Raw genomic sequence first — 13,667 nt, forward strand, 5'->3', positions numbered from 1 at the left:
AAGAGTTACAGGCATGACAATGCCTATCGTCAAACATCGCTGACGACAACCCGGTAAGCCGGAGGGAAGATCCTGGATTTTAGTAAGCTTCGCTCAAGCTGGGTTATCGCAGCACGATACCGGTAATGCTTGAGCGGCGACGATTACCAAAGAAGTGTGAGTGAAAAACCAATTCACACGTCAGCATAGTAAGTCTCCTTTTATTCGTTGCAGGTTAATCGGTGGCTGGAGTATAGAGCGCTTTATGCCGTATCGCCAGTGTAAAAGCGCCTGAATAATCAGCAGGCTAAGGCGAGCACGGGCGCGTGGCACACAATGGGAATAATTACTGTATTTCGGCCGACATTAAGCAGCTATTATAATTAGCGTTTATGGTTAAGCGACGGTTCATCCGCCGCCTTTTCGTCTGTCTATCAGATAATGATGCTGAGCACTGAATTTATGTTAAAGCCCCGTTCGTTCCTGCTGTTGTTGTTATTGCTGTTGGGTTTGCAGCTGACGCCGCTCGGCGCCGTCGCCGCCCCCCAGGATGATCCCACCGCCGAAAGCGCGCCCGATCCCGCTACGCAGCTGAAAGCCGCGCAAAAGCAGTTGGACAGCATGAAGCAGCTGGTTTCAAAGGCTACCACCGACACCCAGCTCAGCAAGCTGCGGCTGGCGACCGACGATCTGGTCGCCAGCATGGATAAATTGTCTGCCGATCTGCAGCCGCTGCAGGAAAAGCTGCAGGCGCAGTTGGACGTGTTGGGGCCGGCCCCGGCGGCCGGCGCGCTGCCGGAAACCCCGGCTGTCGCCCAGCAGCGTAATGCGCTGAACAGCAGCAAGAAGCAGCTGGACGATGCGGTAAAACGCGCGCAGGCCATCAAGACCAGCGCTTTCGACCTTGGGCAGCAGATCAGCGATCTGCGCCGGGTAGCGTTTAAAACCCAGCTGGCGCTGAACACCGGCAGCATTTTGGGCGTCAAGTTCTGGACGCCGGTGGTGCAGCCGTCAGCGGATGACGTGCAGCGGCTGGACCAGTTCAACGCCGAGATGAAAGCGGCCTGGGACGCCAGTTGGCAGGACGAATGGCGGTACGGCACGCTGGCGTTGCTGGCGCTGGCGGTGATCGTCTGGTCCTGGGGGCGCTATTTGTCCGAGCGTTTCCTCGCCTGGGTCAGCATTCGCTTCCTGCCGGACGGGCGCCTGCGCCGCAGCTTTATGGCGATCATCACCGTGGCCGTGACGGTGTTCACTACCTCGATCGCGCTGAATTTGCTGTATTACGTTTTTATCCGCGTGCAGCCGCTGCCGGTGATGCTGGAAGACTTCGCCGAAGGCTTTAACCGTCTGGGGATTTTCTGCGCGCTGATCGCCGGGCTGGGGCGTGCGGCGCTGTCGCTGAATCGTCCGTCGTGGCGTTTGGCTTCGCTGGACAATGAAGTGGCCGCCGGGCTGCGTTACTTCTCGCCGCTGCTGGCCGGTCTGGCGCTGGCGTTCGGCACCGTTGAGCTGATCAACAACGTCGTCAGCGCCTCATTGGCCACCACCATCTTCGGCAACGGCCTGGTAGCGGGGCTGATCGGCATGGTGCTGCTGGCGGCGCCGCTGCGCGGCCAGCGCATTCGTCGCCGTCTGGAGCAGCAGGGCGCGCACCTGGAAAAACGCACGCTGGTCGGCGGGCTGGTGCACATCGTCACCCTGGTGTGTTCGGTGGTGATCCTGCTTTCCTTGCTTGTGGGTTACATCGCCTTCGCCCGCTTCCTGACCTACCAGCTGATCTGGGTGGTGCTGGTGCTGATGGCGTTCTACTTCATGGTGTTGTTCGCCACTGACCTGTGCGCCGCGCTGTTTTCGCCGCAGACCGTCAGCGGCAAGATGCTGAAGAAAACGCTCAGCTTCAAGGATCGCCATCTCGAACAGGTGGCGATCATCACCACCGCGCTGGCCAAATGTTCGCTGTTGCTGTTGATGATCGTCGCGTTGTTCAACGGCTCGTTCGGCAGCACCACGCCAGGCTCGCTGATGGAGAAAATCGTCTCGATCCTGACCGGCGAAGGCTTGCAGCGTTTCAACATCGTGCCCGGCAACCTGCTCAACGCCGTGATCTGTCTGGCGATCGGTATCTACATTCTGCGCGCGGTGCGGCGCTGGCTGGGCTCTGAGCTGCTGCCGAAAACCATTTCGGACGTCGGCATCCGGGCCTCGCTGGTGACGCTGTTCAGCAATATCGGTTATGTGCTGGTGATTCTGATCACCCTGGCGGCGCTCGGCATCCAGTGGAGCAACCTGGCGTGGATCGTCAGCGCCTTGTCGGTCGGTATCGGTTTCGGTTTACAGGAGATCGTGAAGAACTTTATTTCCGGCCTGATCCTGCTAACCGAGCGCCCGGTGAAGGTCGGGGATATGATCGGCATCGGCGGCGTGGAAGGCGACGTGCGGCGCATCAACGTGCGCGCCACCGAAATCCAGCTCAGCGACCGTTCCACCATGATCGTACCGAACTCGCAGCTGATCTCGCAGAACGTGCGCAACGCCACCATGGGCAACGCGCAAGGGGTAGTGACCATCGCGCTGACGTTCCCGACCTCGATCGATCCGGAGCAGGTGCGCAATATCTTGCTCAGCGCCTATAACGAGTACGAAACCATTCTGGAGACGCCGGCACCTTATGTGCGCTTTAGCCAGCTGGGGCCGGACGGTATTATCCTGAGCGTGACTGGCTACGTGCCGAGCCCGCGCATGGTCGGCGCCACCAAGAGCGAACTGCTGTTCAATATCCTCAAGCTGCTGCGCGCGCAGGAAGTGAGCCTGTCCAGCCCGCAAGAAGTGGTGTTTATGAAACAGCAGGCGACGCGGTATCAGGCCAACGAAGAGGAACATTCCTCCTAATCCAGCCCTGAGGCGGCGGGCCGTTAAGTGACGGCCCGCCGAACGTGGCTAGTACATCGACGGCTCCACCGATTGCGAGCAGTCGCTGTTGGCGCTGGATTTGGTGCAGGTGTAAGGTTCATTCGGCGATGCCGAAGGCGCATTCGATGGGCCGCCGCCTCCGCCGATACAACCGCTCAGCATCAGCATCAAAAACACGAGAATTATCTTCTTCATCTCACCGTCCTCCATTGCGATTCCTCCCTTAAGTATATGTCGGGAAAGCGAACGGCACCGCTCACCGGTGCAATCTATACTCCTATGATAACTTTTCGGCGCACAACGGCGGCGAACGAGGAGGGAAAGATGCAAACCGACGACGATTTGACCCACTTTGCCGCGCAGGGTGCGCCGCCGTTGCCGCCCTTTACCAAGCAGGGTGATGTCGAACATGACGGCGCGCGCATCTGGTATGCGGCCTATGGCGCGGATCCGACGGTGATCCTGCTGCACGGCGGCCTGGGCCACAGCGGCAACTGGGGGTATCAGCTGCCGACGCTGCTGGCCGCCGGGTACGGCGTGCTGGTCATCGACAGCCGCGGGCACGGGCGCAGCACTCGCGACGCCCGGCCGTATCGTTACGCTCGCATGGCCGATGATCTGTTGGCGGTGATGGACGCGTTGCGGATCCCGCACGCCGCGCTGGCGGGCTGGAGCGATGGCGCCTGTGTTGCGCTTATCGCTGCCCATCGGGCGCCGCAGCGGGTGGACGGCGTTTTTTTCTTCGGTTGCAATATGGACGCCAGCGGCGTTAAACCGCCCGCGTCCAACCCCATCGTGGAGCGCTGTTTTGCGCGTCATGCGCAGGACTATGCCGCCTTGTCGTCGACGCCGGAGGAGTTCGACGCGTTCGTCGCTGCCGTGAGCCTGATGATGAGCAGCCAGCCAGACTACCGCGTACAGGAATTGGCAGCCATTCGCGTGCCGGTGACGATCGTTCATAGCGAGCACGATGAGTTTATCCGCGTCGAGCATGCCGCCTACCTGAGCGACAGCATCCCTGGCGCCCGTCTGGTGATGCTGCCGGGTGTCAGCCACTTCGCGCCGCTGCAGCGGCCGGCGGTGTTCAACCGCGCGCTGTTGGATTTTCTCGCCGATGTGATGTGTCGCAAGGCGTTTTGAGGGCCGCCGCAAAGAAAACGGGCGCCAAACGGCGCCCAAGGCGTGACAGGTTAGAAATCGACCGTCGCCTGCAGGCTCAGGCTGCGCGGCTCACCCTCAATCACGCGTAAATTACCGGCGCTGGAAGCATAGTATTCGCGGTTGAACAGGTTTTTCACATTCAGTTTCAGCTGAGTATGTTTCCCCAGCAGCTTGCTGTCCCAGGCGACAAAGGCATCCGCCACGGTATAGGCCGGCATGGTGAAACTGTTCTCCGGATCGCCGGCGCGGCGACCGACGTAGCGCGCGCCGCCGCCAATGCGCACCTCGCCGGGCACCACCGGCAGCGTCATGCGGTGGCTGAGGTACAGGCCGCCCATGTTGGTCGGGGCGTTGACCAGCCGATTGCCGACGTTGGTCGGATTGAGGTTGTCTTCGACGATCTCGGTTTTGTCGTAGCTGTAGTTGGCGGTGAGATCCCAGTTGGGCGCCACTTCGCCGTTCAACTCCAATTCCGCACCGGTGGAGCGCGCTTTGGGAATGCTGCGGGTCACGCCGTTGATAAAGATCGACATATTGCTTTCATCGATGCGATAGAGCGCCAGCGTGGCGTCGAACGCCGGGGTGATCTGCCATTTTCCGCCCACCTCATAGGTGGTGCCGGTTTCCGGCGTGGCGACGTCGCCATTGTCGTCGATGGCGGTGGACGGCGTGAACGAACGGCTGTAATTGCCGTATAGCGACAGGCTCGGCGTCAGCTTATACACCAACCCTGCCTGCGGCAAAAACTGGTCGTCTTTGTCATTGAGCGTATTTTTCGGTTTCTGGAAACCGTTGCTGTTGTTCTGGTAATACGACTGATAGCGCGCGCCCAGCACCGCGATCCATTGATCGGTGAGATGAATGCTGTCCTTGGCGTACAGGGAACGGCTGAACAGCGTGGCGCGCAGGTTGCTTGACGCGTCACTGTAAGTGGTGCTGTCGGTGACCGGCGTTTCGCCATACACCGGATCGTACATGTTGAAGGTCTTCGAGACCTTGCCGCGGTAGGAATAGGCCTTGTAGGTCTGATTTTTCTCGTAGTCCACGCCCAGCAGCAGGTCGTGCTGCATGCCGAACAGCTGCGGCGAACCGGTCAGATCCCAGGAGTAATAGTGGGTTTGATGATTGAAACCGCGATTGGCGTCGGCGCGGCGCGAGACGATGCCGGTCGTGGTGTCGACCGCGGTGGCGCGCACTTCGTTGCTGTCGTAACGGCGTTGCAGCCAGGCGTAGTTGAAGCGGGTCGTCCAGATCGGATCCAGCGCGTACTCATAATGGGCGTTCAGACGTTTGTTCTTGCCCCAGGCATGGTTAGCGTAGTCATCCAAGCGGCGGTCATAGGGCACATCGACCGGTTTGCCGTCGATAAATGCGGTGCCGCGATCGTAAGGAATGTCGTACTTGTATTCGCTGTAGGCGATGTTAAAGGAAGCCTGGTCGCCGAACCAACTGAGCGAGGGGGCGATCAGCGTGTGTTCGTCGCTGCCGAAATTGCGCCAGTAATCTGCGTGCTGGCGTTCGGCGATCAGGCGAAAGGCGAAGCCGCCGCCCAGCGGGCCGGTCACATCGACGCTGCCGCTGCCGCCGCCAACACTGTTGGTGGCGCCGCTGATGCGGGTGTTCCAGTCATATTGCGGTTTTTTGCTGATCAGATTGATGACGCCGCCGGGGCTGAGGATGCCATACAGCAGCGAAGCGGAACCTTTCAGGACCTCAACGCGATCGGTGGTGGCGTCCATGCTCAACCCCTGGTTGCTGCGCACGCCGTCGATGAAGACCGAGCCGTCGGAGTTAACCCCGAACCCGCGTTTGACGAAGCCATCCTCCGTGCCGCCGAGCGTGTTGCCCTGGGTGACGCCGCTGACGAACTTCATCGCGTCATTGACGCTTTTGACCTGGAAGTCGTCAATGACCTGAGAGGTGACGACGCTGACTGATTGTGGCACCTCGTCGATCGGCGCTGCGCTCTTGCCGGCGGTCGAGGCGGTGTCGGCGCTATAGCTGCCAGAAGGCTGGGCCGCGGCGGTCACCGTAATGGATTCCTCCGTTTTTGCGCCGGGTGCGGCGGCGATCGCCAGGGCGGGGAACAGGCCGGCGAACAGGGGCAGCGAGCGAAAAACGTGATTTTTTTTGTTTTTGTTGGGGTGGCGAAGAACTGACTGGCGCATATAATTCCGTAAAAAATAATAAATAGTAACGATTATCATTATAATTATCATTTATCCGTTTTGAATAGTGGGGAATGCCTGTATCCCTTCACTGCGCGATTTAATTTTGTCTTTACGGTAAAAGACGGCCATTTTGCCGGTAAAAAATCGGCTGGGTGGCAATAACGATCGTAGTGACGGGAGGGGCACGGCAGTTTGTTCGCCGGAAGGGGGATTCCTGTCAATATATTGATACACAAATATATTTTCCCTTGATGAATAAACAGGTGTCCGGGCAGGCAAAACTGGCAATAATAGGCGGGTCGGCCGTTTATCTTCGCCTCATCGCCGACGGTTGTGACGCGAACAGACTGTCACTTTATGCTAGCGGAAGTCTCTGGATCCAAGATGCAAACCACCTCGTTGTCCGATACCCGGAAAATCTGGCCCGCGCTCATCATTTTTTTGCTGGTGTTCACCCTGTGTCTGCTGGGCATCGTGAGTCGCCCCGGCAGCTTTCTGGCGATATTCTGGCCGGTGAACGCCGTACTGCTGGCCGTTTTGGTGCGGCGGCCACAGTGGGCTACGCGGGCCGGCTGGGGCATGGCGGTGCTGGGCTATCTGGCGGCGGATCTGTTGACCGGCAGTTCGCTGCAAAAGACGCTGCTGCTGAACGTCGCCAATCTGACCGGCGTCGTGGTGGGGTATCTGTTGTTCATGCGGCTGTCGCTGCCGGCGCGCACGTTGCAGCGCGGCACGTCCAGCATGTACCTGTTCGGTATCTGCCTGGCTGCCGCCGCCGCGACCGGCGCGGTGGGCGCCGCAACTTCGCAGTGGCTGTTCGGCAGACCGTATCTGACCTCGCTGGCGCTGTGGTTCTCGTCCGAATTCACCAACTACGTCACGCTGATGCCGTTTATTCTGGCGTTTCCCGCCGATTGGCGACGTCGCCTTGCGGCGGCCGGCGCCCTGTTCACCCAGCGCAGCCACTGGCCGCGCGCGGGGCGAAAACTCACGGTATTGGCGCTGCTGTTGCTGGCGGCGGTGTGCAGCGTGCTGATCGGCGGCCCCGGGGCGGTGATCTTTCCCATGCCGGTGCTGCTATGGCTGGCGATGTCCTTCTCATTGTTCTGCACCATGATTGCGGTGCTGATTTATGTGCTGTGGTGCCATCTGGCGATCGATTTCGGGTTGCTTAGCACGACGCTCGACATGAAGGTGTTGCAAAACGCGGTATCGATGCGTTTGGGCATCGCGCTGCTGGCGCTGGGGCCCATCGCCGTGGCCAGCATGAACTATGCGCGTAATGCGCTGCTGCGCACGCTGGAGCACGTGGCGAATCACGATGCGTTAACGCACGTGCTGACGCGCAATGCGTTTATGCAGCGCGGCGAACGGTTGATAGACCAAAAGGGCGAGCTGGTGTGCGTCATGATGCTCGATATCGACTATTTCAAATCGATTAATGACCGTTTTGGCCATGCCGGCGGCGATCAGGCACTGATGGCCTTTACCCGCGCGATCGCCGCCGATCTGAGCGTCGGTGACCTGTTCGGCCGCATGGGGGGCGAAGAGTTCGCCATCGTTTCGACGCTCGGCCAGCCGCAGCAAGGATGGCAATTGGCCGAACGCCTGCGGCAACGCATCGAAACGGAGTCTATCCTCATGCCGGCCGGGCATCCGCTGCAGATCACCGTCAGCATCGGCATGGTGACCTGCCCGGGCGGCGCCGGCCAAAGCCTGGCGGATCTGCTGAAGCTGGCGGATCTGGCGGTGTACAAAGCGAAAAACGCCGGCCGTAACCGGGTTGCCACACCGGAATCGTCTCCGCCGGCTGCTCATGGCCGCTGAACTTCCGATCCGCGCTCTGCCCCGGCCGTCTAAACTGGTAGGGGGCGCGGGCATTTCCGCCTGCGCCGAACCGACTGTCCTTAATCAGACAAGAGGATGCCAGAATGAAATACGTAGACGGGTTTGTGGTGGCGGTACCGGCCGCCAATAAGGAGGCCTATCACCGGTTGGCGGCCGCAGCGGCGCCGCTGTTCAAAGAGTTTGGTGCCACGCGCATCGTGGAATGTTGGGGCGATGACGTGCCCGACGGCAAACTTACCGACTTTCGCGGCGCGGTGAAAGCCCAGGAAGACGAAGTGGTGGTGTTCAGTTGGATAGAGTACCCCTCCAAGGCGGTACGCGACGCCGCCAACGAAAAAATGATGAACGACCCGCGCATGAAAGCGCTGGGCGAGATGCCGTTCGACGGCAAACGCATGATCTTCGGCGGTTTCGCGCCGATCCTCGATGCGTAAAGGAGGCACAGATGGCCAGAATTACGCAACATCTGTGGTTTGAAAAAGACATGGAAGCGGCGCTGAATTGCTATGTCGCGTTGATCCCCGGTTCGTCCGTGAACTGGTTTTCCGAGCTGCCGGCGGATACGCCGAGCGGCCCGGCCGGCAGCGTGAAGCTGGCTTCCTTCACGTTGGGCGACCAGCGCTATGCGGCGATCGAAGCCGGGCCGTTGGATCCGTTCAATCACAGCTTCTCCGTGATGGTGGAATGTGACGATCAGGCGGAGGTCGACAGGCTGTGGGGCGCGCTGAGCGAGGGCGGCGAGGCGGAGCAGTGCGGCTGGCTGCGCGATCGCTGGGGGCTGTGCTGGCAGATCGTGCCGCGGCGCCTGACGGAGTTGATGAACGATCCCGACGCCGCCCGCGTGCGGCGTGTCACGGAAGCGATGCTGTTGATGGGCAAAATCGACATCGCCGGGTTGGAAGCGGCGGCGCGCGAGTAGTGCAACGCTCACTGAGGGAGAGAACGGATGCACCGAGAACGGCACAGTATTGAACGCATCGGCTGGCTGCGGGCGGCGGTGCTCGGCGCCAACGACGGCATCGTTTCAACGGCCAGCCTGCTGCTGGGCGTCGCGGCGGCCAGCGCCTCGCATTCCGCGCTGATGATCGCCGGTGTCGCCGGGTGGGTGGCCGGCGCAATGTCGATGGCCACCGGCGAGTATGTGTCGGTCTCATCTCAGGCGGATACCGAAAAGGCCGCGCTGGCGGAGGAACAGGCGGAACTGCTTGAAGACTACCCGGGGGAGTTTCGCGAACTGACGTCAATCTACGTGCATCGCGGTCTGGATCCGGCGTTGGCCCGGCAGGTGGCGGAAAAGCTGATGGCGCATGATGCGCTGGAGGCCCACGCGCGCGACGAGCTGGGCATTTCCTCTGCCACCCGCGCCCGGCCGCTGCAGGCCGCGTTGGCGTCGGCCCTGAGTTTCTCTCTCGGCGCGCTGTTGCCGCTGCTGGTGGCGCTGTGGGTACCGGTCGCCTGGACGCGGCCGGCGCTGGTGGCGTCGGCGCTGATTTCCCTCGGCGTTCTCGGCGGCATCGCCGCGAAAACCGGCGGGGCGCCGATCTTGCCAGGCGTGGCGCGCATCCTCATCTGGAGCGCACTGGCGATGGCAGTTTCTTCCGGCGTCGGCCTGCTGTTTGGCGTTACGGCCGGCTAACGTCGCACTTGCATCAATCTATTGCACCTCAAGCTCAGAATTTATCATTTGTCAGCCGCCGGCGTTCGCGGCAAGGTGACGGCAACGCCAACCTCAGTCAGGGACACTTATGCAGAAATCACAGATCCTATCGTGGGTCGCCCAGCATCCGCTGTTGCAACGCATGGTCGCGCTAGAGCCGATCACCTGGTTCAATCCACGCGCGACAACGCTGGCCGCAGGCTTGCCCCACGTCGGGTTGACCGCCGCCGACGTCGCCGACGCGGAGCAGCGCCTGGCGCGCTTCGCGCCTTATCTCGCCGCGGCCTTCCCGGAAACCCAACCCACAAAGGGGATCATCGAATCCGAGCTGGTGGCGATCCCTGCCATGCAGCTCGCGTTGGATCGGCGCTATGGGCAGACGTTGGGCGGACGTCTGCTGTTGAAAAAGGACAGCCATCTGCCGATTTCCGGTTCAATCAAGGCGCGCGGCGGCATCTATGAGGTGCTGACGCACGCGGAAAAGCTGGCGCTGGAGGCGGGGCTGCTGCAGATCGGCGACGACTACGCCCGGCTGTTTTCCGACGAGTTCCGTCAATTCTTCAGCCAGTACCGCATCGCCGTCGGATCGACCGGCAATCTGGGATTATCCATCGGCATCATCAGCGCCCGGTTGGGGTTTGACGTCAGCGTGCACATGTCGGCGGATGCGCGAGAGTGGAAAAAACAGAAGCTGCGCGAAAATGGCGTGACGGTGGTGGAGTACGCCGACGATTACGGCGTGGCGGTCGAACAAGGGCGCAAACAGGCGGCGGACGATCCGAGTTGCTTCTTTATCGATGATGAAAACTCGCAAACCCTGTTCCTCGGCTACGCGGTGGCCGGCGGTCGCCTGAAGCGGCAATTTGCCGAACAGGGCATTGTGGTGGACGCGCAGCATCCGCTGTTCGTGTATCTGCCGTGCGGCGTTGGCGGCGGGCCGGGCGGTGTGGCCTTTGGCCTCAAGCTGGCGTTCGGCGATCACGTTCACTGCATTTTTGCCGAACCGACCCATTCGCCCTGCATGCTGCTCGGCGTCTACAGCGGGTTGCATGACGGCATTGCGGTGCAAGATCTCGGCATCGACAACCGCACGGCGGCGGACGGGCTGGCGGTGGGGCGCGCCTCCGGCTTTGTCGGCCGGGCGATGGAACGTCTGCTGAACGCGTTTTACACTCTCAGCGATGAAGAGATGTTTGCGCTGCTCGGGTTGTTGGACCGGTACGAGCATATCCAACTGGAGCCGTCCGCGTTGGCGGGCATGGCCGGACCGTGGCGCGTTGCCGCCCATGCGAAGGCGCTCAGCGAGCAAGGCATCAGCGCCGAGCACCTGGCGCAGGCGACGCATCTGGTGTGGGCGACCGGCGGCGGCATGGTGCCGTCGGCGGAAATGGCGACGTACCTCGCCGCCGGGCAGGCGGCGGAGTAAGGCACAGTAAAAAGGGGCGAAAATCGCCCCTGATTGTCTGTCGTGCGGTTACAGCTGTTCGCCGTTGCTGGCGATCACCTGGCGATACCAGTCGAAGCTTTTCTTGCGCGAACGTTCGAGCGTGCCGGTGCCGTCGTCGTGTTTGTCGACGTAGATAAAGCCGTAGCGTTTGCTGTACTCACCGGTGGTGAACGACACGCAGTCGATGCAGCCCCACGGCGTGTAGCCGATCAGATCTACACCGTCTTCAATCACCGCTTTCTTCATCTCTTCGATATGGGCGCGCAGATAGTCGATGCGATAGTCATCGTTGATCTGGCCGTCCGCCTCCACCTTGTCGAAGGCGCCGAAGCCGTTTTCCACGATAAACAGCGGCTTCTGGTAACGTTCATACAGCACGTTCAGCGAATAGCGCAGCCCGACCGGATCGATCTGCCAGCCCCAGTCGGAGGCCTTGACGTGCGGGTTCGGCACGTTGCCCGGGAAGCCGAACATGCCGTCGCTGCCGTCCACCGCGTTGGCCTGCAGCGCATTGCTCATGTAGTAGCTGAAACCGATGTAGTCGGTGCAGCCCTCGCGCAGGATCTGCGCGTCCTGCGGCTGCATCTCGATCTTCAGCCCTTTGCGTTCCCAATCGCGCAGCAGGTAGCTTGGGTAGTAGCCGCGCATCTGCACGTCGGTATACAGATAGCGCTGGTGCATCGCTTCCACGGCGTACATCACGTCGTCCGGTTTACAGGAATAAGGATAGAACGGCACGCAGGCCAGCATGCAGCCGATTTTGAATTCCGGGTTGATCTGATGGCCGAGTTTGACCACCTGCGCGCTGGCGACGAACTGGTGGTGCAACACCTGGTACAGCGCCTGTTCCGGATTGTCTTCCTGGGTGTAATCCACGCCGGAACAGCAGTAGCCGAACAGCGGGTAGCGGTAGTTGCTCTGGTTGTTGATCTCGTTGAAGGTCATCCAGTACTTCACTTTTTCGCGGTAGCGACGCATCACCACCTCGCTAAAGCGCACGAAGAACTCCACCACCCGGCGATTTTTCCAGCCGCCGTAAGCTTTCACCAAGTGGTAAGGCATTTCGAAGTGGGACAGGGTGATCACCGGCTGGATGCCGTATTTCAGCAGTTCGTCGAACAGGTCGTCGTAAAACTGCAGGCCGGCCTCGTTCGGCGTCGCTTCGTCGCCGTTCGGGAAAATGCGCGTCCAGGCGATCGAGGTGCGAAAACACTTGAAGCCCATCTCGGCGAACAGTGCCACGTCCTGCTTGTAGCGGCCGTAGAAGTCCACCGCTTCGTGGTTGGGGTAACGATAGCCGTCAAGCACGCCGTCGGTCATCACGCGATCCACGCCGTGTGAGCCGCCGGACAGCACGTCGGCGATGCTTGGCCCTTTGCCGCCCCGATCCCAACCGCCTTCAACCTGGTGCGCGGCGACCGCGCCCCCCCACAGAAAATCCTTCGGCAACTGTTTCATCGTCAATGTCTCATCGGTTTATTTAATGAAGGGTAATAACGCTGCGTTGAGAACAGAGTAGCAAGACCGAAAGAAATGTCACGATATAACAAATCACCGTGAAAAGTGATTTGTTACAATAAAAAAACAGCCTGTTTTATTTTTCCGAATTAATATGCCCGAGCCGTTTTCCGATGGTTTCAATAATGTAAAGTACGGGGATCTGCGTGGTAATATTGTGATGCCCGCCGATCAAATGCTGCGGAACGTGGTAGGAGAGGTTGAAGTCCGCCAGCCGCGCCAGCGAAGAGGTTTCGTTGTTGGTGATGCTGATGATCTTGCAGTGGTGCAGGCTGAACTGGCTGGCCAAACGCAGGATCTCTTCGGTCTCGCCAGAGACCGACAGCATGATCGCCACCGCGTTTTTATACATATCGCTGTTGACGGGATAATAAGGATCGTCGATATGGGTGCTGAATTTCCCGACGTTGGAAAAGAAACGCGCGCCATATTTCCCCAATGCGCCCGACGTACTGATGCCGACGAAAATAATTCGCTCGGCGGCGGCGATATGTTGCACCGCCTGATCGATCAGCTGATTAAATTCTTCGTTGCTGACGCTTTTAAAAAAGCTGAGGATTTCGCCGATGCCAGAATCGACCGGTGGCGCATCGGTTTGTTCCAGATACAGCTTGAAACGGATGCGAAATTCCGAATAGCCGTCACAGCCCATTTTCTTGCAAAACCGCAGCACGGTGGTGGTGGAGACGCCGGCGGCCTCGGCCAGCTCGCGGATGGTCATGTACATCACTTGATTCTTGTGTTTGCTGACGTAGGTATAAACCATCAGCTCCAGGGCGTTGAGCTCGGCGATTGCTTTATGGGTAAACATGAGTCGGTCCGGCGGCTGAAAACGGGAAGCTTATCTGCGGGTTAACATAGCAAAATTCACCGCCGCTGGCACTGCCGGGCAAAAAGAAAAGCCGCACCAGTCAGGCGCGGCCCAGGGTTCACGACGAACAAATTAAAGCAAAACGTTCCGGAAGACATGCCA

The 13,667-nt window shown here is 60.1% G+C and carries 11 protein-coding genes; 7 read left to right on the forward strand and 4 right to left on the reverse strand.

Going from position 1 to position 13,667, the window contains the following annotated elements; genetic code table 11:
• Positions 1-441: 441 nt before the first annotated feature.
• On the forward strand, positions 442-2,871 hold the full coding sequence (locus ACJ8HA_RS05325) for a DUF3772 domain-containing protein (protein WP_065424061.1): 2,430 nt from the start codon (positions 442-444) through the stop codon (positions 2,869-2,871).
• 48 nt (positions 2,872-2,919) lie between these two features.
• Here the strand turns inward: ACJ8HA_RS05325 and ACJ8HA_RS05330 are convergent, their stop codons facing one another.
• The gene (locus tag ACJ8HA_RS05330; RefSeq protein ID WP_164550866.1) at positions 2,920-3,087 is read right to left on the reverse strand and encodes a hypothetical protein; all 168 of its coding nucleotides are present in this window, start codon (positions 3,085-3,087) and stop codon (positions 2,920-2,922) included.
• Between the two features lie 129 nt (positions 3,088-3,216).
• Here ACJ8HA_RS05330 and ACJ8HA_RS05335 point away from each other — a divergent pair, with 129 nt between their 5' ends.
• On the forward strand, positions 3,217-4,032 hold the full coding sequence (locus tag ACJ8HA_RS05335; RefSeq protein WP_350430135.1) for an alpha/beta fold hydrolase: 816 nt from the start codon (positions 3,217-3,219) through the stop codon (positions 4,030-4,032).
• 50 nt (positions 4,033-4,082) lie between these two features.
• Here ACJ8HA_RS05335 and ACJ8HA_RS05340 read toward each other — a convergent pair whose 3' ends face one another.
• Positions 4,083-6,221 carry a TonB-dependent siderophore receptor gene (locus tag ACJ8HA_RS05340; protein ID WP_230203360.1) on the reverse strand — a complete coding sequence of 713 codons (2,139 nt, stop codon included), beginning with the start codon at positions 6,219-6,221 and terminating at the stop codon, positions 4,083-4,085.
• Positions 6,222-6,608: 387 nt separating this feature from the next.
• On the opposite strand from ACJ8HA_RS05340, the gene ACJ8HA_RS05345 reads away from it, so the two are divergent.
• From ACJ8HA_RS05345 to ACJ8HA_RS05365, 5 genes are all read left to right on the forward strand, one after another.
• Positions 6,609-8,051, forward strand: coding sequence for a diguanylate cyclase (locus tag ACJ8HA_RS05345; RefSeq protein ID WP_442515230.1), 1,443 nt, complete (start codon positions 6,609-6,611; stop codon positions 8,049-8,051).
• 104 nt (positions 8,052-8,155) lie between these two features.
• The gene (locus ACJ8HA_RS05350; RefSeq protein ID WP_025302905.1) at positions 8,156-8,506 is read left to right on the forward strand and encodes a DUF1428 domain-containing protein; all 351 of its coding nucleotides are present in this window, start codon (positions 8,156-8,158) and stop codon (positions 8,504-8,506) included.
• A gap of 11 nt (positions 8,507-8,517) precedes the next feature.
• On the forward strand, positions 8,518-8,991 hold the full coding sequence (locus tag ACJ8HA_RS05355) for a VOC family protein (RefSeq protein WP_025302904.1): 474 nt from the start codon (positions 8,518-8,520) through the stop codon (positions 8,989-8,991).
• A gap of 27 nt (positions 8,992-9,018) precedes the next feature.
• Complete coding sequence (locus ACJ8HA_RS05360) at positions 9,019-9,708, forward strand: VIT1/CCC1 transporter family protein (RefSeq protein ID WP_025302903.1); 690 nt, start codon at positions 9,019-9,021, stop codon at positions 9,706-9,708.
• A gap of 109 nt (positions 9,709-9,817) precedes the next feature.
• Positions 9,818-11,155, forward strand: a complete 1,338-nt coding sequence (locus ACJ8HA_RS05365; RefSeq protein WP_442515231.1) for a D-serine ammonia-lyase — start codon at positions 9,818-9,820, stop codon at positions 11,153-11,155.
• A 48-nt stretch (positions 11,156-11,203) separates the two neighbouring features.
• Here ACJ8HA_RS05365 and ACJ8HA_RS05370 read toward each other — a convergent pair whose 3' ends face one another.
• Positions 11,204-12,640 (reverse strand): 6-phospho-beta-glucosidase, encoded by a 1,437-nt coding sequence (locus tag ACJ8HA_RS05370; RefSeq protein ID WP_099817256.1) that lies wholly within the window; start codon positions 12,638-12,640, stop codon positions 11,204-11,206.
• Between the two features lie 130 nt (positions 12,641-12,770).
• On the reverse strand, positions 12,771-13,505 hold the full coding sequence (locus ACJ8HA_RS05375) for a MurR/RpiR family transcriptional regulator (protein ID WP_025302900.1): 735 nt from the start codon (positions 13,503-13,505) through the stop codon (positions 12,771-12,773).
• Between the last annotated feature and the right edge of the window lie 162 nt (positions 13,506-13,667).

The organism is Serratia sp. CY33802 (assembly GCF_052169095.1).
Classification (GTDB): domain Bacteria; phylum Pseudomonadota; class Gammaproteobacteria; order Enterobacterales; family Enterobacteriaceae; genus Serratia; species Serratia bockelmannii.